The organism is Streptomyces bicolor (genome assembly GCF_000719285.1).
Lineage (GTDB): Bacteria > Actinomycetota > Actinomycetes > Streptomycetales > Streptomycetaceae > Streptomyces > Streptomyces bicolor.
The window spans coordinates 1-22,963 of record NZ_JOFS01000009.1 but is presented as its reverse complement, the minus strand read 5'-3'; the positions used below and the strand labels follow the sequence as shown (position 1 = coordinate 22,963).

Below are 22,963 nucleotides of genomic sequence, written 5' to 3'. Positions count from 1 at the left end.
CAACGGAGCCCGTGTCGAATACGTGTCGAGGTTGGCCACTTGGGCGTCACCAGTGGCGCCATGCGTGCAGGTCAGCACTCAACGACAAGAGCAGAGGCCATGGCCCTTCTAAGCGCTTGGCCGCAGGTTCGAGTCCTGCCGGGGGCGCCCAACCTGCGGCTAGCCGTCTCATGGAAAGCCGCATGGTCAAGGCCATGATTCTGAGCAGGTCCCGGGTGGCATCGCTCAGGGCGGTCACGACGACGGTGCAACCCACTCCAGCGCGGCCTTGAGGGTGGACCTGGCCGTGGCTTTGCCGAGTACCGCCACGAGCGTGCCGGACACGACCGCGAACTCACAGGCGAACTCAACCTTCCCGTCTGCTGCAAGCGTGTGCCCACCGCTCTGGCAACTCCGACCAACGAGTCCACGGCCTCCTCCAGAGTCGGTCGTCGCGCGGCGATCTCGCGCTCGCTGCCACCAGTCGTCGCCCCCAGCCGCCGCACCGACAGGTACAGGGCCTGTCCATCCGCCGTCACAGGACCCAGAGCCGCTTCGCCGTCTGCTGGCGCGTCCCCCACCTGCGAGCGCCCAGTCGTTGTCGCCGTGGTGTCGAGGTCTGTGGAGGAGGTGTGGGTCGACTCACATGTGAGGGCGGACGGGCCGAACTCGTCCGCCGCGGACAACGATCGGGCACCCTTCGAACCGGCCTCGACCCGCACGCCGCGGAATCCCTGCGCCTGCGGGACATCGACCGTCCCGTTCCCCGCGAGGACGAGATGCTCATCCGGATCCACGTGGCCGGTGTCGACCCGACTGTCTGGTATCTCATGACGGGGCGGCCCCGACATCGCGCCTCAGCCCGCAGATCGGACTACGGCGTCCTGTCATCGCGTCCGCCGCTGGCGCGCCGCCAGGGCCGTCGAGGCGGTCAGCCCGAAGGTGAGCGACGTGAAGGCCGGGGACGATGTCTTCGGCCAGTGCGACGGCTCCTTCGCCGCATACGCCTGCGGCAGGGCCGAACAACTCACCGCCAGGCCTGCCGCCTTGTCCGTCGACCAGGCCACCGCGCTTCCCGTCTCCGGCATCACCGCGCTCCACACCCTCGACGTGGCACGCCCCGGCCCAGGCCAGGAGGTACTGGTCATCGGGGCTTCCGGAGGCGTCGGGACGTACGCCGTCCAGCTCGGCGTCCACTACGGCGCCCATGTCAGCGGCGTCTGCGGCCCCGACGCGGGAGACCTGGTCCGCTCCCTCGGCGCCGCCGACGTCATCGACTACCCCCGTGAGGAGGTAACTGACCGCCCGGTCCGCTACGACTTCGTCCTGGACGCCGCCGGCAACCGTCTCGGCCACCTGGACGCACGTTCACCTGGGAGCGAGATGGGGAGGAGCTGCTGCGCCGCCGCAAGAAGAGCCATGACGAACATGACCCGCTGCCGAGCATCGCCTCCGTCGGCACCAGCATCCAGCTGCGGCCCGGCAGCGGCATCGTCGCCCTGTGCGGACACGGCCGACACCGTCAGGCGATCGGCATCCTCGACCTACCGCTGCCCGAACCCGCGCCCGAGGGATGGGCCTGGGTGGAGGCATGCCGACACTGGGCATCATGAGCCCACAGCCCGGGCCTCGCCGTCTTCCGGCTACTGCCAGGCGCGGACCAGATCCTCAGGCCCCCAGTGGGCCGCGAGCGGCAGACCGCCGTCCACACCGCTGCGGGACACCGCAACCAACGGGGTGTCCGGCCCGGCGCCGGGCACCGCGAGTACGTGCCGAGCCAGGGCGTCGTATTCACGCCGCCCGAATGGCTGGGACTCCAGCCACTTGACGGAGCCGACGAAGTGCACCGCCTCCGCAACAGGTTCACGATCGGCACCGACCAGATCGATCTCGGGGTTGTTCTGCCGGTTCCACCAGCCGCCGACCGCCTCCGTCTCCGGCCACCGCTCATCGGGCAGCAGCCGCAGCAGCGACTCCCGGATGACCGGCTCGACCGCACGTCCCCGCCAGGTCGTCCACGAGCGCTCGATGCGCTCCAGGGCCAGGTCGCCCCGGCCGCGCTCGATGAGCGGGATTCCCCGCTGCAGGAAGGCCAGCCAGAACCGGAGATACGGATCGGCGATCCGGTAGCGCTTGTTCTTGGTGTCTGCCTTCGCGGACAGCGGCAGGTCGGCCGCGAGAACCCGCTTGGCCTGCAGGGTGTTCAGCAGCGGGGACAGCGTGCCCGAGGGCAGCGCGCCCGCGCCCCCAGCCTGGGCGGCGATGGTGGAGAAGGTCCGCTCCCCGCTGCCCACCGCCTCCAGCACCGCCCGCGAGTGCGACGCCTCGGGGAACTCCCCCAGCAGCGACAGCTCGCCCGCCACCAGCAGCGGCGACAGCGGATTCGCCACCGCCGCGCGCAGGAAGTCCGCCCGGCCCATCCCCGGCCGCCACGACTGGACGATCTCCGGAAAGCCGCCCGTGATCAGCAGCGCGTCCACCACCTCCGCCGCATCCAGCCCGGTCATGGCCTGCACATCGGCCAGGTGCAATGGCTGGACGGTCATCTTCGCCGCCCGGCCGAAGAAGGGGCGGCCGTACGACTGCAGTGCCTCCATCACCGACATGTCGCTGCCGACCAGGATGAGCAGGACCGGCTTGGCGGACAGGTGGCGGTCCCAGACCGTCTGCAGCGCCCCCTCGAACTCCGCGTCCTGCTCCACCAGCCACGGCACCTCGTCGATCACCGCGATACTCGGGGCATCGTCCGCAGCCGCGACGGCCAGTGAGCGAAGCGCCTGGTTCCAGTCCGCGGTCTGCAGCCCGGCCACCAGCTCCGCTCCCGGTAGGGCGGACTGGGCAAGCGCTCCGGTGAAGTCCGCCCGCTCGGCCACGGCATTGCGGCCCCGAGTCGCCTGGAAGACCACATACGGAACTCCGGACCGGTCACAGAACTCCTGAACCAGGCGGGACTTCCCCACCCGACGCCGTCCCGTCATGATCAGAGCCTGCCCTCGGGTGGCGCCCGCGCCCTCGATCACCAAGCCCAGCTGTCGAGCCAGCAGGTCCAGGTCAGCCGCCCTGCCCTTGAACTCCACGGCAGCCTCCCAGTGAAACACAGTTTCGATATTACGTAGATTGAGTCTTACTTAGATGTTAGCTCGCTTCCTGGGTCATAGCGGGTACGGCAGACCAGCCCTTGGTTGCGGCTCCCGCCGGGGGCGCCCCGTCTCCGCCCTCCCACCGGGAGGGCGTTTTTGCTGGTCAGAGGAAGTTTCTTCCCGAAGCTCACATCAGTAGAGAAGCAAGCTTGCTCCAGGCCTCCCTCGGGAGGGACTCTCCCGAGGGCGTGCCGCCGTCCACGATGTGGAGGGCCACGTGGTCCGCGCCCGCGGCGATGTACTCGTCGATGCGGGCGCGGATCTGTGTTTCGTCGCCCCAGGCGTAGACCGCGTCGATGAGGCGGTCGCTGCCGCCGTTCGCCAGGTCGTCCTCCGTGAAGCCGTTGCGGAGGAAGTTGTTGGTGTAGTTGGGGAGGGCCAGGTACATGGCGAGGTAGTCGCGGGCCAGGGTGCGGGCTCGGGTCGGGTCGGACTCCAGGACGACCTTCAGCTCCGGGGCCAGCAGCGGGGCGTCGCCCAGGCGCTCGCGGGACGCGGCCGTGTGGTCGGCGGTGACCAGATACGGGATGGAGCCGGCGGCGCGGTCCCGGGCGAGGTCGATGGTCTTCGGGCCGAGGGCCGCGAGGAGGCGGCGGTCCGCGGGGTGGCCCGCCTCGTCCAGGGCGTCCAGGTAGGACACCAGGGCCGAGTAGGGGCGCCGGTACTGCTCCGCGAGCTTGGCGTGGCTGACGCCGAGGCCCAGGGCGAAGCGGCCGGGGTGCGCGGAGTCCAGTTCGGCGAAGCTCGCGGCGGTGGCGGCGGGCTCGTGCTCCCAGATGCTCTGGATGCTGGTGCCGACCACGATCCGGGAGGTCGCGTCGATCAGCGGGGCGGCGTCGCGGGCGGAGGTGTTGCCGCCGAGCCAGAGCGCGCCGTAGCCCAGTTCCTCCAACTCCACGGCTGCCTCGGCGAGTTCACCGTTGCGGGACGGGTTCCCGAAGCGCAGGGCGCTGCTCCAGATGCCGTACCGTCCGACGGTTTCCTTCAAGTTGTCGGTCATGAGTGGCGGTTTCCCTCCGGTCGGTGTGCGCGACAGCCGTACTTCGGTGCCAACCGGAGGGTGCCGCCGGTTCTTCCCGTTGGCACTTCAGGATCCTCCCTCGTGGTCAGATGCAAGTCGAGCGCTGCCAGAGCCGGCTGCGGGGGTTCGGAGACGTCGGCCATGCCACAGCAGGATGGGACGGGGCCCTTCGCCGAGAAGGGGATTCGGCCCCGCCGTGCGCAGGCCGACCGGTTGGCCTCAGCTGCCCACGCCGACGCGTGCGGCATCGTCGGGGGTCCTTCGACCGTCGGCCTGGCGTCGGACGAGCGGTCCGTGAATCGGCCCCGTGCCGTCGGACAGGGGCAGGCCGGTGGCGTGGTTGGCGTGGGAGATGATCTCCGCGGTGATGGAGACGGCTGTCTCCTCGGGTGTGCGGGCGCCGAGGTCGAGCCCGATCGGTGAGCGCAGCCGGGCCAGTCGGGCCTCGGGTACACCGGCCTGGCGAAGGCTCACGCCGCAAGCGCCCCAAGCGCACCTCCCCCATCACCGCGTCGGTGCAGCAGGTCCTCGACTCCATGAGCGTGCCCGCCGTCGTACAGAACGGCCGCCTCGACCTCCTCGCCGCCAATGACCTGGGCCGCGCTCTGTACGCCGACCTGTTCACCATGGCCCAGCAGCCACCGAACTTCGCCAGGTACGTATTCCTCGACCCGCGCGCGGAGGCTTTCTACGCCGACATCGACGAGGCGAAGAACCTGCTGGTCGCGGTCCTGCGCGCGACCGCCGGGCGGGACCCGCTGGACCAGCAGGTGACCGAACTCATCGGCGAGCTCTCCGCCCGCAGCACCGATTTCGCCACCCGCTGGGCCAAGCACAACGTGCGCCGCCACTCACGCGGACGCAAGGTCGTACACCACCCGGTCGTCGGCACGATGGAACTCGCGTACGACGACTTCGCACTGCCCGGCGACCCGCACGTCTCCATCACCACCTACACCGAAGATCCCGGTACGCCCAGCGCTGACGGTCTCACCCTGCTGGCGACCTGGGCCGATACGCACAAGAAGCCGCAGACGGCCAATGACGAAGTACGCCGCATTCGCCCCCGTCACCCTTAGATCCGGGGTTCTCTCCCCGTCGGCAAGGAAGCGCCGGCCGCAGGTTCAGGCCCCTACGCCGGCGTCGGCGTCCGCCGGCGGGTCAGGCCCAGGTTCTGGTGGATCTCGTACGTCGCCGTCGAGCGGTTCAGGGTGATGTAGTGCAGGCCGGGGGCGCCCTCGGTCAGGAGGCGGTCGGCCATGTGCGTGGCGTGGGCGACGCCGATGCGGTGGCCCTCGGCGGGGTTGTCGCGGGCCGCGTCGAGGCGGTGGGCCAGGTCCTCGGGGAAGGACGCGTTGCTGAGCCGGGCGAAGCGGCGGATCTGACGGACGTCGGTGGCCGGCATGATCTCGGGGATGATCGGTGTGCCGCAGCCGGCGGCCGCCACCCGGTCGCGCAGCCTCAGGTAGTCGTCGACGTGGAAGAACATCTGCGTGATGGCGTAGTCCGCCCCGGCACGGCACTTGGCCACGAAGTGCCGGATGTCGTCGGCCCAGTCGGCGGAACGGGGGTGGCGCTCGGGGAAGGCCGCGACGCCGATGCTGAAGTCGCTGATGTCCCGTACCAGGGAGACGAGTTCGTGCGCGTGGGTGAAGCCCTGAGGGTGGGGGATCCAGGGGCCGTCGGGATCGCCGGGCGGGTCGCCGCGCAGGACGAGGACGTCACGGACGCCGGCGTCCGCGTACTGGCCGATGATGTGGCGCAGTTCGGCAACGCTGTGGCCGACGGCGGTCAGATGGGCGACCGGCCGCAGGGTGGTCTGGGCCGCGATCTGCTGCGTCACCTCGACCGTGCGGTCCTTCGAGGAGCCTCCCGCCCCGTAGGTGACCGACACGAAGGTCGGTGACAGCGGCTCGATCCGGCGTACGGCGTCCCAGAGGCTGCGGGTCCCGGACTCGGTCTTCGGCGCGAAGAACTCGAAGGAGAACGTGGGCGTACCGGCTGCGAGGTCGCGGGCGAGCACCTCACGCAGAGTCGTCGTCATGTCTCAAGAGCTTCTTCAATGCCGGAGAGTGGGTCAATACATCCAATGTCAGGGAAAGTTGTGGTGTGTCAGATTTTGTAAGGTCGGTCGGGTGTCCGTGACCGGACGTGCCGGGCGTGCGATCGGCCCGTACGCGTGGTCCGTACGGGCCGATCGAAGGGTGCGCTCCGACGCGCGCCGTCACAGGGTGGCGAGGCCCAGCACCAGCGGGGCGGCCGACACCAGCACCAGGACGAACGGCACCGGAACGCCCTTGACGTCCTTGACGCGCAGGTGCGAGACGACCGCACCGATGAAGAAGAGCACCACGCCGACGGCGGCGGCGATGCCCAGCGGCCGGTAGAAGATGCCGATCAGCAGGCCCAGGGCGCCGGCGAACTTCAGCAGCGCCAGCATGGTGTACCAGCTGTCCGGCACGCCGAGCCGGGTCAGCGTCTCGACGATGTCCTTGTCCTTGACGAGCATGCTGCGGCCGGAGAAGACCAGCAGGACCGACACCAGGACGGCGAGCACGACGTACGCGATGAACATGACTCCTCCGGGGAGTGATGAGCGGGGTGGGGACGGTGAGTGAGACAGGTGGGGCAAAGGGGTGGGAGGGGGCGTGCCCACGAGGGGCGGGCACGCCCCCGTCCCGTGCCGCGTCAGGCCTCGGGGGTGTAAGGCGACTTGGCGCGGGCTTCGTGGAGGGCGTTGCCCCACCAGGCGAGCTCGTCGAGCATCACCTTGACGGCGCCGCTCGTGCCCTCGGTGTCACGCGGCGCGCCGTCCTCGCCGAACGCCTCCCAGTAGAACGGGAAGGCGACACCGTCGCGGATGGTGACGGCGTGCATCTCGGCGAAGACCTGGCGCAGCTGCTCGACGGCACGCAGGCCGCCGCTCTGAGCGCCGTAGGAGACGAAGCCGACCGGCTTGGCCTGCCACTCGGTGAAGTGCCAGTCGATGAGGGCCTTCAGGGAGGCCGGGAAGCTGTGGTTGTACTCGGGGGTCACCACGACGAACGCGTCGGCCGCGGCCAGCTTCGCGGAGAGCGGCAGCATCTCGGCCGGACGCACCTCCTCGGTCGCCATGGCGGGCGGAATCGCCGGAAGGACGAGCGGCAGCTCCGTCTCGGAGAGGTCGACGACCTCGACGTCGAAGGCGCTGTGCTCCTTGGCCAGCCCGGCGAACCAGTTCGTCACGACCTCACCGAACCGGCCCTCGCGGACCGATCCGAGGATGACGGCGAGCTTCAGGGTCTGTGTGGACATGGTGAGTTGCTCCTCATCAGGTTGAACGGAAGGGAAAGGGTGTGGAGTTGGGTGGCCGACGCGCACGCTCGCCATGGACGCGGCTCACACGCCCGCCATGGACGCGGCGTCGAGCCGGGCCAGTTCGCCGTCGTCGAGGTCGATGCCCGCCGCGGCGACGTTCTCCTCCAGGTGGTCCAGCCGCCTGGTGCCGGGGATCGGGGTGACCGCAATGCCCCAGACCCCGGCCCGGTGGTGCACCCAGGCCAGCGCGATCTGGCCGGGCCGCACACCCCGGGCACCGGCGATCCCGCGCAGTACGTCGGGCAGCGCCTCCCGGCCCGGGAAGGTCCGCGCGATCTGCGCCGACCGGTCGTCCCGGGCGCTGAGCAGCCCGCGGCCGTTCGGCGAGAACGGCACCACGCCGACGCCGAGTTCGGCGCAGACCGGCACCATCGCCTCGATCCGGCGGGCGCCCAGCGACCACTCCGACTGCACCGCGGAGACGGGGTGGACGGCGTGGGCGCGGCGCAGTTCCTCGCCGCTGACCTCGCTGAGCCCGATGTGGCGCACCTTGCCCTCGGCGACCAGGTCGGCCATGGCGCCGATGGTCTCCTCCAGCGGCACGTTCACCTGCGGCCGGGCCAGGTAGTACAGGTCGATCACGTCGGTGCCGAGGCGCTTCAGGCTGGCCTCGCAGGACGCCCGTACGAAGGGGGCGTCGCCGCGCACCGACCAGCTGTCGCCGGGGCCGAAGACCACGCCGAACCTGGTGCACAGCACGGCCTCGGCACGGCGGTGGCGGATGGCGCGGCCGACCATCTCCTCGTTGCGGCCGCGGCCGTACATGTCGGAGGTGTCGATCACCGTCGCGCCGAGGTCCAGCGCGTGGTTGATGACGGCGGCGGCCTCGGACGGGCCGGTGAGCGTGGCCGGTTCGGTCATCCGCATGCAGCCGAGCCCCTGGACGGGGACCACGAGGCCGGTGGCGCCCATGGGCGTGACTGGGAGTGGTGTGCGCATCTCCGCCTCACCCCTCGTCCGATACGGCGGCCTCGGCGGGCCGCGCCGCGCCGCGGGCGGTGCTGCCGACCAGGCGGTGGATCACCAGGCCCGACAGCACGCACAGGGCCGTCACCGTCCACAGCACGACATGCCAGGCCTCGGTGTACTGCTCGGCGAGGAAGGCGCGGGAGCCGCCGTCGAGGTCGCCCGCGGCCACCTTGCCGGCCTGCTCCCGGCCGCCGACCTCGGACTGCATCAGGCTGATCAGGGCCGCGCCGAAGACCGCGAGGACCAGCGCGTTGGCGCCGCCGCGGGCGGTGTTCAGCAGGCCGGAGGCCATGCCGATGCGGTCGGGGGGCACGTGCTCCATCGCCTGGGCGTCGACGAGCGCGGCGGACAGACCGTTGCCCACGCCGATCAGCAGCAGCGGGCCGACGAGCTGCACGGCACCGGAGTCCGGGGCCAGCACGGTCATCCAGGCGTTGCCGCCGGCGATGAGGGCGACGGCCAGGGCGATCAGGAGCCGGGCGGGCACGCCCTGGTTCACCAGCTTGCCGGCCAGCGGGGGCACCGCCAGGACCGGCAGGGTCATCGCCAGCATCAGGGTGCCCGCGTCCCCGGCGGAGAAGTCGCCCGCGCCCTGGAGGTAGGTCGGCAGGTAGACCAGGACGCCGACGGTGCCGACGGCCGTAGTCAGCGCGGCGAGCAGCCAGCCGGCGAAGGGGCCGCCGCGCAGCAACGCCAGGTCCAGGACCGGGTGTTCGGTACGCCGTTCCAGGGCGACGAAGACCACGAGCATGAGCAGACCGGCACCCAGGAAGCCGAGCACCCGGAGGCTGGTCCAGCCCGCCGACGCCACCTGGTTGGTGCCGTACATCAGGCCGATGATGGCGAGGACGAAGGCGATGGTGCCGGGCAGGTCGAACTTCGGCCGGTGCTCGGCGGAGGACTCCCGCAGGACCAGCGTGCCGGCCACCAGCAAAAGCCCCGCCCCGGCGAAGGCGCCGAACATCGCGCGCCAGCCCAGTGCGCTGACCAGCCAGCCGGCGAAGGTCGGGCCGAAGGCGAGGCCGACGCCGACCGAGGTGCCGACCATGGCGAAGGCACGGGTGCGGGCGGGCCCTTCGAAGGTGCTGCCGAGGATGGCGCCGCCACCGGCCATCACGCCGGCCGCGCCCACCCCGGACAGGGTCCGGGCCGCGTCCAGCAGCAGCACATGCGGGGCGAACGCGGCGGCAGCCGTACTGACGACGTAGAGCACGGCTCCCACGGCGAAGATCCGCCGCCGCCCGAAGAGATCACCGAGCGAGCCCGCGACGAGCATCAGGCAGGAGGCGGCCAGGAAGTAGCCGGTGACCACCCACTGCAGGGCGCCGCCGCTGCCGCCGAGGTCGGCGGCGATGCGCGGGAGCGCGATGCTCGTGCCGGACATGGCCATCGGGACGATCAGATAGCCGAGGAGTACGGAGGCCAGGGTCAGTGCGGACCTGGCGCGTCCCCCGGCACCCGGAGGTAACTCGGCGCCGGACGGCACCTCTGCGTGGTCGAGCTTCTGCGAACCGCTCATGAAGGTAAAGTACAACGTGCATTGCAACGTGTAAAGTGGTCGTTGTAATCGATGAGGAGGTGCCGCAATGGCCAGTGCAGACAGCGGGCAGAACAGGCCGCGCAAGGGGTTCCCGGAGAAGCGGCGGGCCATCCTGGCGGCCTCCCGGAAGGTCTTCGGCCGGGTCGGCTACCAGGGCGCGAGCATCGACATGATCGCCACCGAGGCCAGTGTCTCGACGCGCACGATCTACAACCACTTCGAGAACAAGGAGCAGCTCTTCGCCACCGTGCTGATCGACAGCTCGGAGCAGGTGGCCGCGGCCCACGAGGCGATGATCGAGCGCTGTCTCGGCGGCACGGCGAGCCCGGCCGACCTGGAGGCCGACCTGGTGGCTCTCGCCAAGGACTGGGTACGCCCGCGCCCGGAGTTCACCGAGCACTTCGCGATCGTCGCCCGGATCAACGCCGAGGGCGAGAACTTCCCCGGCGACCTGCACGACGCCTGGCAGAAGGCCGGCCCGCTGCGCGTGCAGCGCGCGCTCGCCGCCCGGATGGCCCGGCTCGCCGAGCGCGGGCTGCTGCACGTGCAGGACTCCGAACTCGCCGCACAGCACTTCGTGGTGCTGGTGACCAACACCTGGGGCCGCGACCGGGCGGGCGTGGACGCGCTGTCCGACGCCGAGACCCACGACATCGCCGCGGCCGGCGTCCACGCCTTCCTGCACGGTTATCTGCCCCGCGGCTGAGCCGCCCCGCCGGGGGCCGACCGCTCGCTCAGTGGGCGGCGTTCGGCCCCTGGCCCGCGTTCCACACCAGGTCGAAGGTGAACCGCCGGATCCGCCATCCCACCGGGGTGCGCACCAGCTCGGCGTCGTAGTGCCCGCCGATGTCGAAGTGGGCGGCCGGCTCCTCCCGCTGCCGGACGTGCACCGCCATCAGATGGGCACGCACGCGCGCCCGGTCCGACTCGCCCTCCGGGTAGAGGTCGATCGCGTAGTTCCCGGCGAGGTGATGGGTGCGCTCGAAGGTCGTACGGGCCATCTGCTGGAAGCCCGCGAGGCCGTCGAAGCCCTTGTACTCGCCGAACGGGAAGGTGAGTTGGACGTCCTCGGTGAACACCGAGCCGAACCAGGTGTCGTTGTGGCGGTCGGCGTCCAGGTGGTGCACATAGCGGTCGCACACCTCGGTGATCCCGGCGCGGTCCCCGAGGGTCCGCACCTCGGCGCGGAGGTACGCCAACTCGTCGTGGGCGGTGGTCATGGCTGCTCCTGATGTCGGATGGTCGGGGTCTTCAGCTGGTCCGGGTCGTTGTCCGGTCCGGGTGTTCAGCGGGTGACGCCCCGCCAGCTGCGCGGGCCGTCGAAGCCCTGGGCCCGCTCGAGGCGGCGCCAGCGGGCGACGGCCCGGTGCCGGCGGGACAGGTCGTCGGGTTCGGCGCCGACCGCGGCCGTACGGGAGAGCAGGACCGCGGTGAGCGCGGCCAGTTCCTCGGGGTCGGGGCTGCCCTTCTCGATGCGCAGCAGCTGCGCGGGATTGGTGTGGTTCGCCTGGATCATCGGTACGTCCCCTGTCACTGCGGCGGGTTTCCGTGCTTGCGGCGGGGCAGCTCGGCGTCCTTGCCGGCCAGCATGGCGAGGGCGCGGCAGAGCACCGCGCGGGTCTCGCGGGGGTCGATCACGTCGTCGACCAGGCCGCGCTCGGCGGCGTAGTAGGGGTGGACCAGCTCGGTGCGGTACTCCTCGATCTTCCGGCGGCGCATCGCCTCGGGGTCCTCGGCCTCGGCGATCTCCCGGCGGAAGACCACGTTCGCCGCGCCCTCGGCGCCCATCACCGCGATCTCGTTGGTCGGCCAGGCGAGCGCGATGTCCGCGCCTATCGACCGGGAGTCCATCACGATGTACGCGCCGCCGTAGGCCTTGCGCAGCACCACGGAGATCCGCGGCACGGTGGCGTTGCAGTAGGCGTACAGCAGCTTGGCGCCGCGCCGGATGATGCCGTCGTGCTCCTGGTCGACGCCCGGCAGGAAGCCCGGCACGTCGACCAGGGTGACCAGCGGGATGTTGAAGGAGTCGCAGAACTGCACGAACCGCGCGCCCTTCTCGCTGGCCTTGATGTCCAGCACCCCGGCCATCGAGGCGGGCTGGTTGGCGACGATGCCGACGACATGGCCGTCGAGGCGGGCCAGTGCGCACACGAGGTTGGTCGCCCAGGTGGCGTGGACCTCCATGTACTCGCCGTCGTCGACGAGTTCCTCGATCACCGCGCGGATGTCGTACGAGCGGTTGCCGTCCGCGGGGACCAGGTCGAGCAGCGTGTCGCCGGCGCGGTCCGCCGGGTCGGCGCCGCGCACCGTGGGCGGCAGCTCGCGGTTGTTGGCGGGCAGCAGGGACAGCAGATAGCGCACCTCGGCCAGGCAGTGCTCCTCGTCGTCGTAGACGAAGTGCGCCACGCCGGAGACGCCGCCGTGCACGTCGGCGCCGCCGAGTTCGTTCTGCGTCACCTGCTCGCCGGTGACGGCCTGGACGACGTCCGGCCCGGTGATGAACATCTGGGAGATGTCCCGTACGGCGAAGACGAAGTCGGTGAGTGCGGGCGAGTAGGCGGCGCCGCCGGCACAGGGGCCGAGCATGACCGAGATCTGCGGGATCACGCCGGAGGCCTTGGTGTTGCGGCGGAAGATGCCGCCGTAGCCGGCGAGCGCGGACACGCCTTCCTGGATGCGGGCGCCGGCGCCGTCGTTGAGCGAGACGAGCGGGGCGCCGGCGGCCAGTGCCATGTCCATCAGCTTGTGGATCTTCTGCGCGTGCGCCTCGCCGAGTGCGCCGCCGAAGATACGGAAGTCGTGGGCGTAGACGAAGACGGTACGGCCGTCGACGGTGCCCCATCCGGTCACCACTCCGTCGGTGTACGGCCGCCTGGCCTCCAGTCCGAAGCCGACGGCGCGGTGCCGGCGCAGGGGCTCGACCTCGGTGAAGCTGCCCTTGTCCAGCAGGAGTTCGATCCGTTCGCGGGCGGTCAGCTTGCCCTTGGCGTGCTGGCGTTCGGTGGCCTTCGGGTCGGGTCCCTGACGGGCCAGCTCCCTGAGCTGGTCGAGCTCTTCCACCCGGCCGGTCGTGGTGGTCTCCCCCATGGTTCTGGTTCTCCTCTGTTCTCTTCGTCTGCTGTCTTCGACTGTGAAAGCTCTCGAAACGTCGTCGACGCGGTCATCGGGCCGGCGCCGGCAGGGGCATGCACAGAACGGGCTCCGCGGCGGCGATCTCCTCGGCGGCCCGCCGCGGCGGCAACCGCGTGACGTGGTGCGGGAGTTCGTGGAGCGCGGCCCGGTGGCCGGTAGTCGCCGCGAGCGCCAGGGCGGCCACGTGCTCGGGGCAGCCCTGCAGGTCGGCCACGAGCCAGCCGTCCGGTGCCCGGTGCCCTCCGGCGTTCGCGTGCACGCCGAGGTAGTCCTGGCCGACCCCGTGGCTCAGACCCGTGCCGAGGCCCTTCAGGTAGGCCTCCTTGCGTGCCCACAGCTCCGCGAAGACCCTGCGCCGCCGGTCCTGCGGTGCCCGCTCGACCTCCTCCCGCTCCGCCGGGTGCAGCCGGGGCAGGCACAGCTGCACCGTCCTGGCGGTGGGCACGCGCTGTACGTCCACGCCGACCGGGGTCCCCGCCACGCCGTACAGGACGAGGCCGTGGCTGTGGGACATGGAGAAGTGCAGCGAACCCGACCGGCCCAGCAGGACGGGACGGCCGTGCGGGCCGCCGCAGTAGGGGCACGGGGCTCTGCGCAACCGGAGCAGTCCCGGCGCGGTGCCGGTGTACGCCGACAGCAGCCGGCGCAACGCGAGGTGTGCGTGCAGATACGCCAGCCGGTCCTCGGGCCGCAGGAAGCCGGCGGCCCGGCGTCGCTCCTCCGCGTCGAGCTCACCGATCGCCCGGGGTTCCTCGCCGTCGGTGGGCGGACACAGCGCCCACAGGTGCGCCTCGCCCGGGCCGACGGAGAGTCGGGGTGCCTGCGGCACTGAGCGGCCGCGGTGGCGGACGGTCATGGACTGCCGCCCTCGTGAACCTCCGGACCGCCGCCGAGCCCGGCCGCCAGCGTTTCCGCGACCTCGCCGAGTGTCCCCTCGCACAGCAGGTCGGCCGGCACCGCGACATCGAGCGCGTGCTCCAGGGCCCGCTTGAGTTGCAGCGCCAGCAGTGGGTGAACGCCCTGGCGGCGCAGGGGGCGGTCGCCGCTGACGCGGTGTGCGGGCGGGACGCGCAGGCGGAGCTGCAACTCGCGGCGCAGGCAGGCCTCCAGGGTGTGGACGCGGAGGTCGGTGGGCATGGCGCGCAGTACGGCGGGGGCCGGCAGGCCGGCCGACTGCCGGGGGCGCCGCGGTGCCGTGGCCGTCGCGGCCGGGACGAGTGTCATGTCGTACCGCCTTTCGTGGGGTGCCGGTGGTCGTGGGACGGCCGGCGTTCCTGAACATCGCGCTGCCCGGTGTCGCCCTCGCCCCGGCCGCTCCCCCTGCGCACCACCGCCCACGCCGCGAGCGCCGCCGCCGTAGACACCAGCCCTCCGGTCAGCAGCCCCGCACGTGCCCCCAGACGCTGGGACAGCCCCCCGACGAGCAGGGCACCCAGGGGCGTCGAACCCTGGAGGATCAGCGTGTACAGGGCCATCACCCGGCCCCGGTACACGGGGTCGCTGCCCAGTTGGATGCGGTGGTTGGCGGCCTGGGCGAAGTACAGGGAGGCGAATCCGGTCAGGGCCAGCAGAGCCAGCGCGGACATGAAGTCGGGCGCCCAGGCGGCCGTCGTCTCCAGGACCCCGAAGGCGAGCGCGGAGAGGACGACCGTACCGGCCGAGGGGCGGGAGCGGCGTCCCGTGCCGACCAGCGCGGCCAGCAGGGAACCGGCCGCGAAGGCCGTGGTGAGCAGGCCGAAGGAGGCGGCGTCTGCGTGGAAGACGGTCTTCGCGAGCAGGGGCAGCAGCAGCTGGAAGTTGAGGCCGAACAACCCGACGACCGCGATCAGCACGACGGGGAGCCGCAGGTCCGGACGGCTCGTCACATACCGCAGCCCGTCGGTCACCCCGCCCCGCCCGGCAGCCCGCTTCGGCCGATGCAGCTCGGCCGTACGCATCATGCGCAGCCCGGCCACGGTCGCCGCATAGCTCACCGCGTTCAGCAGCATCACCCACCCGGTGCCGAACGCGCTGATCAGCAGCCCCGCCAGGGCGGGCCCGGCGACCCGGGCGACATTGAAGTACGCGGCGCTGAGCGCGGAGGCGTTGGGCAGCAGGCGCGCGCCGACCAGTTCGCCGACGAAGGACATCCGGGCCGGCACCTCGACGGCGTTGACCGTGCCGAGGGCGAGCGCGAAGAAGTAGACGTGCCAGAGGCGGGCCGAGCCGGAGAGGTCGAGGAGCGCCAGAGCCAGGGCGAGGGCTGCGGAGACCGTGTTGGCCCACGTCAGCAGGCTCCGCTTGTCGTGGCGGTCGGCGAGCCTGCCGCCGTACAGGGTGAACAGCATCAGCGGCGTGAACTGCAGGGCCGTCACGGTGGCGAGGGCCGCCGCGGAGTCGCGGGTCAGCGAGAGCACCAGCCAGTCCTGTGCCACGACCATCATCCAGGTGCCCGCCACGGAGACGAGCTGACCGGCCGCGAAGAGGCGGAAGTTGCGCACCGACAGGGAGCGCAGGCCGCTCGCGAGAGTCTTTCCGAGCATGGCGGTCACCGGTCCGTCAGCGCCCGGCCGGGGCGCACTCGCGCTGGGCGAGACACTCCTCCAGGAAGCCGAGGGCGCGCAGATGGTACGAGCGGGCAGCCCAGCCGAGGCTGATGTTGTGCCCGGCGCCGGGCAGCCGGTCGACCACGACCCGGGGCGCGCCGGCCAGCTGCTCCCGGAGTGCGGCGAGGGTGTCGTCGTCGTGCCGCCACCACGCCTCGTACTCGGCGAACGTGAGCCGCACCGGGACGCGGATCCGCGCGGCCAGCGACGCGAACGTCTCCGGCCAGCGCGCTGCCTCCTCCCGCTCCCGCGCCGGCATGGGGGCGACCAGCGCGCCGCTGTCCCGGAAGGTGCCCGGCGGATACAGGCGCAGCTTGCCCCAGTTCCGGGTCCAGTGACCGTGGCCGTGTTCGTCCGGCAGCTCCCGCGCCGCCACCGCGTACCGGTGCCCGAGACCGGAGACGTCCAGGCCTAGCAGGCCGCGACCGGAGTCGTGCGGGCCGCGTCGCGCGTCGTCGGCGGCCGCGGTGAGGGCGAGTTTGCCGCCGTAGGAGTGGGCGAGCAGCAGGAGTCCGGCGCCGGTGTCGTGCCGACGGGCGAAGTCGTCGAGGGCGGCGTGCAGGCTGTCCGACTGCTCGGCCAGGCGCTGGCCCTCGGGCAGGGCGTGGGCGGAGGCACCGTAGCCGGGCCGGTCCAGGGCGAGGACGGTGTAGCCGAGCCGGGCGCCGAGGGCGAGCAGGGACTGACCCGGACGCGCCCGGCCGTCGAAGTAGCCGGCGCTCATGCCGCCGCCGTGCAGGGCGACGACGCCGGCGCGCGGCGCGCCGTACGCGGGTTCGGCGAGCAGCGCGGACAGGGTGAGGCCGGCGGCGTCCAGGGTGATGCGGCGGACACCGGGTGACGGGGCGGACCCGGGCGGGGTCGTGGCGGGGATGGCGGTGGTCATACGGTCATGCCTCTCCTCGGGGACGGCCGCGCGCACAGGACGGGCCCGGCCGTCCCCCGTGAGGCGGCGCTACAGCTGTACGGCGCCGGCGTCGATGCAGGACAGAAGGGTCCGGGCCTGGACGTTGACGTAGTGCCCGTGGGCGGTCAGCGCGCCCAGCTGGCCCGGGGTCGCCCACTGGTAGCCGGCGGGCGGCCGCAGCGGGGTCTGGGACTCGTCGGTCTCGACGAAGAGGTAGCGGCTCTCGGCGTTGAGGAACCTGCCGCCCTCCTCCGAGTGGATCGCCGCGTAGCGCACGCGGTCGGCGGGGGCGTCCAGCGCCAGGTCCAGGAACGGCGGGCGGTCCCCGGGCGGCAGGTGCTCCCAGTTGCCGGGGTTGGCCTGCACGGTGGGCGCGAGTTCCACCGTGTCCAGGAACCCGGCCTCCACCTTGGCGTTCACCAGCAGGTGCGGCACTCCGGCGATACGGCGGTACAGGAAGGCCGTGACCCCGGTGCCGGCGGGCTCGAACAGGGGCTGGTCCCAGCCGGTGACCTCCCTGTTGCCGGCCTCGACCCGGACGCCGACGACCCGGAAGTACCGGCCGTCGGGCCGCTCGACCACGTCGTCGCCGCGCTGCCAGCCCTCGACCTCGTCCAGCGGGATCCGCCGGATGTCCACATCGTGCCGGGAGCGCTCGACGGTGAACCAGGACTGCAGTTCGGCGTCGGTGAGCAGGGCGCCCGGGGAGGACTGCGCCGGCGGGAAGCAGGCGATGACCGTACGGGCGTCCATGTTGACCAGGTTGTCGCGGCGCAGCAGTTCGCCGAGCTGCCCCAGGGTGAGCCAGCAGAAGTCGTCGTCGAGCGGGACCTCGGTGTCCGGGCCGACCTCGACCAGCATGTTGCGGTTGGCCTTGCGGTAGAACCACGAGCCGTGCTCGGACTGGAGCACGTCCGCGTGGACGCGGGCCCGCCCGGGTCCGGCGAAGTACTCGAGGTACTTCACCTTCGAACCGCGGTGCACGGTGGAGTAGTTGCTCCGGGTCGCCTGCACGGTCGGCGACAGCTGGAGGATGTTGCGGTTGCCGGGCTCCATCTTGGCCTGCATCAGGAAGTGCAGGACCCCGTCGAACTCCTTGGCGAGGATGCCGAGGATGCCGACCTCGGGCTGCCGGATGATGGGCTGCTGCCAGGAGCGCACCGAGCCCTCGCTGAGGGTGACGGACAGTCCTTCGACGCTGAAGAACTTCCCGGTGTGGTGCACCAGGTTGCCGGTGCCCTCGGCGAAGGACCAGCCGTCGAGCCGGCCGAGCGGGTGGCGCCGTACGCGGAAGCGGTGGGCGCCGGCCCGTCCGGCGAGCCAGTCGTCGACGTCGGTGGTGCGCATGCCGTGCCCGGCGTCGGTGGCGGCGGCCGACCGGGCCAGGCGGGCTGCCAGGTCCTCGGCGGCGCGGGAGCGCAGCACCGGCGCGGTCGGGAGCGAGGGGGCCGCGGGCGCGGTCACGTCAGGCTCCCCTCGCGGCCCTCGGCGCAGAACGCGACCGTGCGGCGCAGCGCCTCGCCCAGCGGTGTCCCGGGGTGCCAGCCGGTGGCGGCACGGAACGCCGAGGCGTCGATGGTGACGCTGCGGAAGTCGCCCGCCTCGGCGTGCGCGGGCGGGGGCACGGAGACCACCGGGACCGCGGGCTTGCCCGTCTGCTCGGCGACCAGGGCCGCGACCGTGGTGAAGACCTCGCCGAGCGGCTCGCCCCGGCCGGTGCCGAGCAGCCAGTGCCGGCCGGCGAGCGCGTCCGCGTGGTCCACGGCGGCGGAGAAGGCGCGGGCCACGTCCTCGACGTAGAGCAGGTCGCGGCGGACCGTGCCGTCGTGCCACATGGTGATCGACTCGCCGGACAGGGCGCGGCGCACCATGAGGGTGACGACGCCCTTGTCGCGGGCGGTGGACTCGGGGCCGTAGCCGAAGACGGTGGGCAGCCGGATCGCGGCGCCGCGCAGCACGCCCTCGGCGTCGGCGGCCAGCAGCAGCCGTTCGGCGGTGAGCTTCTGCCGGTCGTACTCGCCCTTGGGCCGGTCGGTCTCGGTGCCGTCGAGGACCTCCTTGTCGAGCGGGCCGGCCTGCGAGGCGGCGCCCGCCCAGAGGACCCGTACGGGTGTGCCGTCGGCGGTGCGGCGCTCGCGCAGGGCCTCGACGAGGTCGCGGACCAGGCCGACGTTGACGCGTTCGGCGGCGGTGTCGCCGTCCTCGACGCGCCAGGTCGTCGCGCCGGCGCTGTACAGCACGGTGTGGATCACCACGTCGGCGCCGTCGACCGCCTCGGCGATCGCGCCGGGCGCGGTGAGGTCGGTGGCCCGCACCTCGATCTGGGCGCGGGCGTCGGCCGGGACCTGCGCGGGGCGGCGGGAGACGGCCCTGATCCGCAGCGGGCGCCGGGCGAGTTCGCGCAGCACGGCCGAGCCGACGAATCCGGTGGCGCCGAGCAGCACCACGAGCGGGGGGTTCACGGCCACAGCTGTGCCTCCACCTCTTGGCAGGCCTCGTACGTGGGCAGCAGGCCCCGCTCCCGGGCCTCCGCGAGGGTGGGCGCGGTCAGGTCACGCTGCGACTGGGCGGCCTCGATGCCCGCCGGGAGCGGCAGCCCGAGTTCGGGGTCGAGCGGGCTGACGGCACGCTCGTTCTCGGGGACGTAGCCCTCCGACATCACGTAGACGACCATCGAGTCGTCCCGCAGGGACAGGAAGGCGTGGCCGACACCGACCGGGATGTACAGGGCGCGGCAGTCGTCGCCGCCGATCTCGGTGGCCTCCCACTGGCCGAAGGTGGGCGAGCCCACCCTCAGGTCGATCAGGAAGTCCTGGACACGGCCGTAGGGGCAGTAGACGTACTTGGCGCGGCCGGGCGGCGTGGCGGTGTAGTGGATGCCGCGCAGCACGCCGCGGGCGGAGAGGTTGTGGCTGATGTCCTTCACGGGGAACAGCGGCCGGCCGGTGGCTTCGGTGAACGCCGCCTGCTGGTACGGGGAGGAGAACAGGCCTCGGTCGTCCTTGTAGACCTGGGGCGTGAACTCGAAGGCACCCTCGATGCCGAGCTTGTGCACCTGCACGGCGCTCACTCGCCTTCCTGGTTGACGGACTTGACGCCGACGAAGAGGCCGTTGCCGGGGTACTCACCGGTGACGTACTCGACCGTGAACCCGGCCGCGGTGAAGGCGGCCTCGTACTGGGCCCTGCTGTAGAGGGCCATGACATGGGTGTCGGAGAAGTGCCGGACGTCCTGGCCCGGGCGGGCGACCAGGTAGTGCACGTCCATGCGGCTGGCGTCGCCCGTGCCGTGCAGGACCGTGTGGGAGACGCGGGCGACGGTCATGCCGCCGTGGGTGACGACGCTTCCGCCGACGTGGTCCGGCGTGAAGTTCTCCGGGAACCACCAGGGTTCGAGGACGGCGACGCCGCCCGGGACCAGGTGGTCGGCGAACGACCGCAGGGTGGCGGCCAGTTCGTCCTCGCCGGTGAGGTTGCCGATGGCCGCGAAGAGGCAGGCGACGGCGTCGAAGCGGCGCCCCAGCCGGAAGCCGCGCATGTCGGCGCGCTCGACGGGGATGCCGGGGTGGTTGCGGCGGGCGACGTCGAGCATGCCGTCGGCCAGGTCGATGCCGCGCACGTCGCCGAACTCCTCGGCGAAGTGACCGAGATGGCCGCCGGTGCCGCAGCCGACGTCCAGCAGGGAGGCGGCGGCCGGGAATCGGGAGCGGATGTGCTTCGCGACGACGGCGGACTCGGCGCGGTAGTCCTTGCCGCGCCCGTTGTAGATCGCGTCGTAGACGTCACCGACGTCGTAGATGCCCAGGGATCCGGATGCCTCAGACACGGGCCAGCACCTCCCGCAGCGCACCGATGACCTTGTCCTGGAGCCCCTCCGACAGCGAGGGATACATCGGCAGCGAGAAGATCTCGCCGGCCAGTTTCTCGGTGACCGGCAGGGATCCCTCGGCCCACCCGAGGTGCTCGTAGCCGGACATGGTGTGCACCGGCCAGGGGTAGCTGATGTTGAGGTGGATGTCGTAGGCCTTGAGCGCCTCGATGATCGCGTCACGCTTCGGGTGGCGGACGACGTACACGTAGTAGACGTGGGTGTTGCCCGGGTTGGTGGTGGGCAGCAGCAGTCCGCCCGGGCCGGTGACGTCGGCGAGCTGCTCCTCGTAGCGGCGGGCTACTGCGTTGCGGCCTGCGACATAGGCGTCGAGGCGGGTGAGCTTGCGGCGCAGGATCTCCGCCTGCACCTCGTCCAGGCGGGAGTTGTGGCCCGGCGAGCGCACCACGTAGTAGACCTTGTCCATGCCGTAGTAGCGCAGCTGCTTCATGGCCCGCTCGGTCTCCTCGTCGGCGGTGACGACCGCGCCGCCGTCGCCGTACGCGCCGAGGACCTTGGTGGGGTAGAAGGAGAAGGCCGCCGCGTCGCCCATGGTGCCGGTGAGCCGGCCGTGGTGACGGGCGCCGTGCGACTGGGCGCAGTCCTCCAGGATCTTCAGCCCGTGCTGCTCGGCGATGCGCTTGAGCGGCTCCATGTCGACGCTCTGGCCGTAGAGGTGGACCGGCAGGAGCGCCTTGGTGCGGGGCGTGATGGCGGCCTCGACCTGGTCGGTGTCGATGAGGAAGTCCTCTTCGCGGACGTCCACGAAGACGGGTGTGGCTCCGGCGCCGATGATGGCGACGACGGTCGGCGCGGCCGTGTTGGACACCGTGATGACCTCGTCGCCGGGGCCGATGCCCAGCGCCTGAAGGGCGAGCTTGAGCGCGTTGGTGCCGTTGTCGACGCCGGTGGCATACGGCAGCCCGTGGTAGGCGGCGAACTCGGCCTCGAAGCCCTTGACGCTCTCGCCCAGCACCAGCTGACCGGACCCGAACACCTTCTGTACGGCGTCCAGGATGTCGTCCTTCTCGACTGCGTACTCCGGCAGATAGTCCCAGACTCGGGTGGTCACGCGATCGCCTCCTGCTTGACGTTGCTCGGGGTTCGGTCGGGGCCCAGTCCGGGCCGGGTCTCGTGGGCGGCGGCCGGGCCGTAGGCGGCTTCGATACGGCGGAGCAGATCGGCCGGGGTCAGCGCGTACTCCTGGGTGCCGACCGTCTCCAGGACGACGGTGGCCAGGGCACAGCCCAGCCGGGCGGCCCGCTCGGGCGGCAGGCCACGGGCGGTTCCCACGAGGTAGCCCGCGCGGAACGCGTCGCCGACTCCGGTGGGGTCGACGGCCCGGGTGGTCGGTACGGCGTCGATGTGCAGCCGCTCGTGTCCGGCGCGGGCGACGTCGACTCCGTCGGCGCCGCGCGTGACGATCCAGGCGCCGGTGCGCCGCAGCACCTCGTCCTCGGTCCAGTCGGCGCGCTCGAGGAGAAGCGCGGCCTCGTACTCGTTGGTGAACAGCAGCTCCGCCCCGGCGACCAGTTGACGTACCTCGTCGGGTGCGAGACGGGCGAGCTGCTGGGAGGGGTCGGCGGCGAACGGGATGCGGTGCTGCCGGCACTCCTCGGTGTGCCGCAGCATCGCCCCGGGGTCGTTGGGTCCCACGACCACCAGGTCGGGCCGGCCGCTGTGCTCGGTGACGGAGGCGAGGCTGATGCGGGAGGCCTCGGCCATCGCACCGGCGTAGAAGGTGGCGATCTGGTTGTGGTCGAGGTCGGTCGTGCACACGAAGCGGGCGGTGTGCAGGGTCTCGCTGACCAGCACCGCGTCCGTGGCCACGCCGTTCTCGCGCAGCCAGGCCGCGTAGTCCGCGAAGTCCGTGCCGGCCGCGCCCACCAGCACCGGTGTGAGGCCCAGCCGGGCCAGTCCCAGGGCGATGTTGGCGGCCACTCCCCCGCGGCGCACCTCCAGGCTGTCGGCGAGGAAGGACAGGGAGACCCGGTCCAGCCGGTCGGCGACGAACTGCTCGGCGAACCGGCCGGGGAAGGACAGCAGATGGTCGGTGGCGATGGAGCCCGTGACGGCGATACGCATCAGGCCCCGGCCGCCTTCCGCAGGGCGTCCACGCGGTCGGTGCGTTCCCAGGTGAACTCCGGCAGCTCACGGCCGAAGTGGCCGTAGGCCGCGGTCTGGGCGTAGATCGGGCGGAGCAGGTCCAGGTCACGGATGATGGCGGCCGGGCGGAGGTCGAAGACCTCGGTGATGGCCGCCTGGATCCTCGCCACTCCGGTCGTCTCGGTGCCGAAGGTCTCGACGAACAGGCCGACCGGCTCGGCCTTGCCGATCGCGTACGCCACCTGCACCTCGCAGCGCGCGGCCAGACCCGCCGCGACGACGTTCTTGGCGACCCAGCGCATCGCGTACGCCGCCGAACGGTCCACCTTGGACGGGTCCTTGCCGGAGAACGCGCCA

Annotated in this window: 24 protein-coding genes and 1 pseudogene; 2 read left to right on the top strand and 23 right to left on the bottom strand. The window is 71.8% G+C overall.

Annotated features, from left to right (window positions below; genetic code table 11):
- Window positions 1-866: 866 nt before the first annotated feature.
- The 4 genes and pseudogenes from IF78_RS48375 to IF78_RS0113210 all read right to left on the bottom strand — a co-directional run.
- The gene (locus IF78_RS48375) at window positions 867-1,067 is read right to left on the bottom strand and encodes a hypothetical protein (protein WP_158751356.1); all 201 of its coding nucleotides are present in this window, start codon (window positions 1,065-1,067) and stop codon (window positions 867-869) included.
- A gap of 555 nt (window positions 1,068-1,622) precedes the next feature.
- Window positions 1,623-3,056, bottom strand: coding sequence for an ATP-binding protein (locus IF78_RS0113220; protein ID WP_031476672.1), 1,434 nt, complete (start codon window positions 3,054-3,056; stop codon window positions 1,623-1,625).
- 190 nt (window positions 3,057-3,246) lie between these two features.
- Window positions 3,247-4,119 carry an LLM class F420-dependent oxidoreductase gene (locus tag IF78_RS0113215; RefSeq protein ID WP_031476670.1) on the bottom strand — a complete coding sequence of 291 codons (873 nt, stop codon included), beginning with the start codon at window positions 4,117-4,119 and terminating at the stop codon, window positions 3,247-3,249.
- Window positions 4,120-4,359: 240 nt separating this feature from the next.
- Window positions 4,360-4,608 (bottom strand): annotated as a pseudogene (locus tag IF78_RS0113210) (XdhC family protein); the annotation flags it as partial.
- Window positions 4,609-4,655: 47 nt separating this feature from the next.
- Between IF78_RS0113210 and IF78_RS0113205 the strand changes: the two are divergent.
- Entirely contained in the window at window positions 4,656-5,219 is a 564-nt protein-coding gene (locus IF78_RS0113205; protein WP_234439704.1) for an MmyB family transcriptional regulator, read from the top strand.
- A gap of 53 nt (window positions 5,220-5,272) precedes the next feature.
- Here IF78_RS0113205 and metF read toward each other — a convergent pair whose 3' ends face one another.
- The 5 genes from metF to IF78_RS0113180 all read right to left on the bottom strand — a co-directional run bounded on the left by metF (window position 5,273) and on the right by IF78_RS0113180 (window position 9,985).
- Window positions 5,273-6,184 carry a methylenetetrahydrofolate reductase [NAD(P)H] gene (gene metF / locus IF78_RS0113200; protein WP_051827796.1) on the bottom strand — a complete coding sequence of 304 codons (912 nt, stop codon included), beginning with the start codon at window positions 6,182-6,184 and terminating at the stop codon, window positions 5,273-5,275.
- Between the two features lie 180 nt (window positions 6,185-6,364).
- Complete coding sequence (locus tag IF78_RS0113195; RefSeq protein ID WP_031476662.1) at window positions 6,365-6,715, bottom strand: DoxX family protein; 351 nt, start codon at window positions 6,713-6,715, stop codon at window positions 6,365-6,367.
- 113 nt (window positions 6,716-6,828) lie between these two features.
- Window positions 6,829-7,434: an NADPH-dependent FMN reductase gene (locus tag IF78_RS0113190; protein WP_031476660.1), complete on the bottom strand. Its 606-nt coding sequence runs from the start codon at window positions 7,432-7,434 to the stop codon at window positions 6,829-6,831.
- An 84-nt stretch (window positions 7,435-7,518) separates the two neighbouring features.
- Window positions 7,519-8,436 carry an aldo/keto reductase gene (locus IF78_RS0113185; protein ID WP_031476658.1) on the bottom strand — a complete coding sequence of 306 codons (918 nt, stop codon included), beginning with the start codon at window positions 8,434-8,436 and terminating at the stop codon, window positions 7,519-7,521.
- Between the two features lie 7 nt (window positions 8,437-8,443).
- On the bottom strand, window positions 8,444-9,985 hold the full coding sequence (locus IF78_RS0113180) for an MFS transporter (protein WP_051827794.1): 1,542 nt from the start codon (window positions 9,983-9,985) through the stop codon (window positions 8,444-8,446).
- 67 nt (window positions 9,986-10,052) lie between these two features.
- On the opposite strand from IF78_RS0113180, the gene IF78_RS0113175 reads away from it, so the two are divergent.
- Window positions 10,053-10,712: a TetR/AcrR family transcriptional regulator gene (locus tag IF78_RS0113175; RefSeq protein ID WP_031476656.1), complete on the top strand. Its 660-nt coding sequence runs from the start codon at window positions 10,053-10,055 to the stop codon at window positions 10,710-10,712.
- 28 nt (window positions 10,713-10,740) lie between these two features.
- On the opposite strand, the gene IF78_RS0113170 is transcribed toward IF78_RS0113175, so the two are convergent.
- The 14 genes from IF78_RS0113170 to IF78_RS0113105 form a co-directional block, all read right to left on the bottom strand.
- Window positions 10,741-11,226 (bottom strand): nuclear transport factor 2 family protein, encoded by a 486-nt coding sequence (locus IF78_RS0113170; RefSeq protein ID WP_031476654.1) that lies wholly within the window; start codon window positions 11,224-11,226, stop codon window positions 10,741-10,743.
- Between the two features lie 65 nt (window positions 11,227-11,291).
- The gene (locus tag IF78_RS0113165; protein WP_031476652.1) at window positions 11,292-11,522 is read right to left on the bottom strand and encodes an acyl-CoA carboxylase subunit epsilon; all 231 of its coding nucleotides are present in this window, start codon (window positions 11,520-11,522) and stop codon (window positions 11,292-11,294) included.
- 14 nt (window positions 11,523-11,536) lie between these two features.
- The gene (locus IF78_RS0113160) at window positions 11,537-13,096 is read right to left on the bottom strand and encodes an acyl-CoA carboxylase subunit beta (RefSeq protein ID WP_031476650.1); all 1,560 of its coding nucleotides are present in this window, start codon (window positions 13,094-13,096) and stop codon (window positions 11,537-11,539) included.
- A gap of 73 nt (window positions 13,097-13,169) precedes the next feature.
- Complete coding sequence (locus tag IF78_RS0113155; RefSeq protein WP_051827792.1) at window positions 13,170-13,997, bottom strand: 4'-phosphopantetheinyl transferase family protein; 828 nt, start codon at window positions 13,995-13,997, stop codon at window positions 13,170-13,172.
- Window positions 13,994-14,365, bottom strand: a complete 372-nt coding sequence (locus IF78_RS47605) for an acyl carrier protein (protein WP_031476648.1) — start codon at window positions 14,363-14,365, stop codon at window positions 13,994-13,996. Before IF78_RS47605 ends, IF78_RS0113155 begins: the two co-directional genes overlap by 4 nt.
- Entirely contained in the window at window positions 14,362-15,663 is a 1,302-nt protein-coding gene (locus IF78_RS0113145) for an MFS transporter (RefSeq protein ID WP_051827886.1), read from the bottom strand. The genes IF78_RS47605 and IF78_RS0113145 overlap by 4 nt, the downstream gene beginning before the upstream one ends.
- A gap of 16 nt (window positions 15,664-15,679) precedes the next feature.
- Window positions 15,680-16,612 (bottom strand): alpha/beta hydrolase, encoded by a 933-nt coding sequence (locus tag IF78_RS0113140; protein ID WP_031476644.1) that lies wholly within the window; start codon window positions 16,610-16,612, stop codon window positions 15,680-15,682.
- A gap of 69 nt (window positions 16,613-16,681) precedes the next feature.
- Window positions 16,682-18,097: an NDP-hexose 2,3-dehydratase family protein gene (locus IF78_RS0113135; RefSeq protein WP_051827790.1), complete on the bottom strand. Its 1,416-nt coding sequence runs from the start codon at window positions 18,095-18,097 to the stop codon at window positions 16,682-16,684.
- Window positions 18,094-19,101: an NAD-dependent epimerase/dehydratase family protein gene (locus IF78_RS0113130; RefSeq protein WP_031476640.1), complete on the bottom strand. Its 1,008-nt coding sequence runs from the start codon at window positions 19,099-19,101 to the stop codon at window positions 18,094-18,096. The genes IF78_RS0113135 and IF78_RS0113130 overlap by 4 nt, the downstream gene beginning before the upstream one ends.
- Entirely contained in the window at window positions 19,092-19,703 is a 612-nt protein-coding gene (locus tag IF78_RS0113125; RefSeq protein WP_324617252.1) for a dTDP-4-dehydrorhamnose 3,5-epimerase family protein, read from the bottom strand. Before IF78_RS0113125 ends, IF78_RS0113130 begins: the two co-directional genes overlap by 10 nt.
- Window positions 19,700-20,458, bottom strand: a complete 759-nt coding sequence (locus IF78_RS0113120) for a class I SAM-dependent methyltransferase (protein ID WP_037640379.1) — start codon at window positions 20,456-20,458, stop codon at window positions 19,700-19,702. The genes IF78_RS0113125 and IF78_RS0113120 overlap by 4 nt, the downstream gene beginning before the upstream one ends.
- A complete protein-coding gene (locus IF78_RS0113115; RefSeq protein WP_031476634.1) occupies window positions 20,451-21,572 on the bottom strand; it encodes a DegT/DnrJ/EryC1/StrS family aminotransferase in 1,122 nt (373 codons plus the stop codon). The genes IF78_RS0113120 and IF78_RS0113115 overlap by 8 nt, the downstream gene beginning before the upstream one ends.
- The gene (locus tag IF78_RS0113110; protein ID WP_051827788.1) at window positions 21,569-22,585 is read right to left on the bottom strand and encodes a carbohydrate kinase family protein; all 1,017 of its coding nucleotides are present in this window, start codon (window positions 22,583-22,585) and stop codon (window positions 21,569-21,571) included. The genes IF78_RS0113115 and IF78_RS0113110 overlap by 4 nt, the downstream gene beginning before the upstream one ends.
- On the bottom strand, window positions 22,585-22,963 hold a 379-nt coding region (locus IF78_RS0113105), incomplete at its 5' end, for a methionine adenosyltransferase domain-containing protein (protein WP_031476631.1). The genes IF78_RS0113110 and IF78_RS0113105, both read right to left, overlap by 1 nt.

Coding starts and splice junctions, on each gene's coding strand:
- IF78_RS48375 (WP_158751356.1), bottom strand. CDS start 1,067: ATGCCGGAGACGGGAAGCGCGGTGGCCTGGTCGACGGACAAGGCGGCA.
- IF78_RS0113215 (WP_031476670.1), bottom strand. CDS start 4,119: ATGACCGACAACTTGAAGGAAACCGTCGGACGGTACGGCATCTGGAGC.
- metF (WP_051827796.1), bottom strand. CDS start 6,184: ATGACGACGACTCTGCGTGAGGTGCTCGCCCGCGACCTCGCAGCCGGT.
- IF78_RS0113195 (WP_031476662.1), bottom strand. CDS start 6,715: ATGTTCATCGCGTACGTCGTGCTCGCCGTCCTGGTGTCGGTCCTGCTG.
- IF78_RS0113190 (WP_031476660.1), bottom strand. CDS start 7,434: ATGTCCACACAGACCCTGAAGCTCGCCGTCATCCTCGGATCGGTCCGC.
- IF78_RS0113185 (WP_031476658.1), bottom strand. CDS start 8,436: ATGCGCACACCACTCCCAGTCACGCCCATGGGCGCCACCGGCCTCGTG.
- IF78_RS0113180 (WP_051827794.1), bottom strand. CDS start 9,985: ATGAGCGGTTCGCAGAAGCTCGACCACGCAGAGGTGCCGTCCGGCGCC.
- IF78_RS0113175 (WP_031476656.1), top strand. CDS start 10,053: ATGGCCAGTGCAGACAGCGGGCAGAACAGGCCGCGCAAGGGGTTCCCG.
- IF78_RS0113170 (WP_031476654.1), bottom strand. CDS start 11,226: ATGACCACCGCCCACGACGAGTTGGCGTACCTCCGCGCCGAGGTGCGG.
- IF78_RS0113165 (WP_031476652.1), bottom strand. CDS start 11,522: ATGATCCAGGCGAACCACACCAATCCCGCGCAGCTGCTGCGCATCGAG.
- IF78_RS0113160 (WP_031476650.1), bottom strand. CDS start 13,096: ATGGGGGAGACCACCACGACCGGCCGGGTGGAAGAGCTCGACCAGCTC.
- IF78_RS0113155 (WP_051827792.1), bottom strand. CDS start 13,997: ATGACCGTCCGCCACCGCGGCCGCTCAGTGCCGCAGGCACCCCGACTC.
- IF78_RS47605 (WP_031476648.1), bottom strand. CDS start 14,365: ATGACACTCGTCCCGGCCGCGACGGCCACGGCACCGCGGCGCCCCCGG.
- IF78_RS0113145 (WP_051827886.1), bottom strand. CDS start 15,663: ATGCTCGGAAAGACTCTCGCGAGCGGCCTGCGCTCCCTGTCGGTGCGC.
- IF78_RS0113140 (WP_031476644.1), bottom strand. CDS start 16,612: ATGACCACCGCCATCCCCGCCACGACCCCGCCCGGGTCCGCCCCGTCA.
- IF78_RS0113110 (WP_051827788.1), bottom strand. CDS start 22,585: ATGCGTATCGCCGTCACGGGCTCCATCGCCACCGACCATCTGCTGTCC.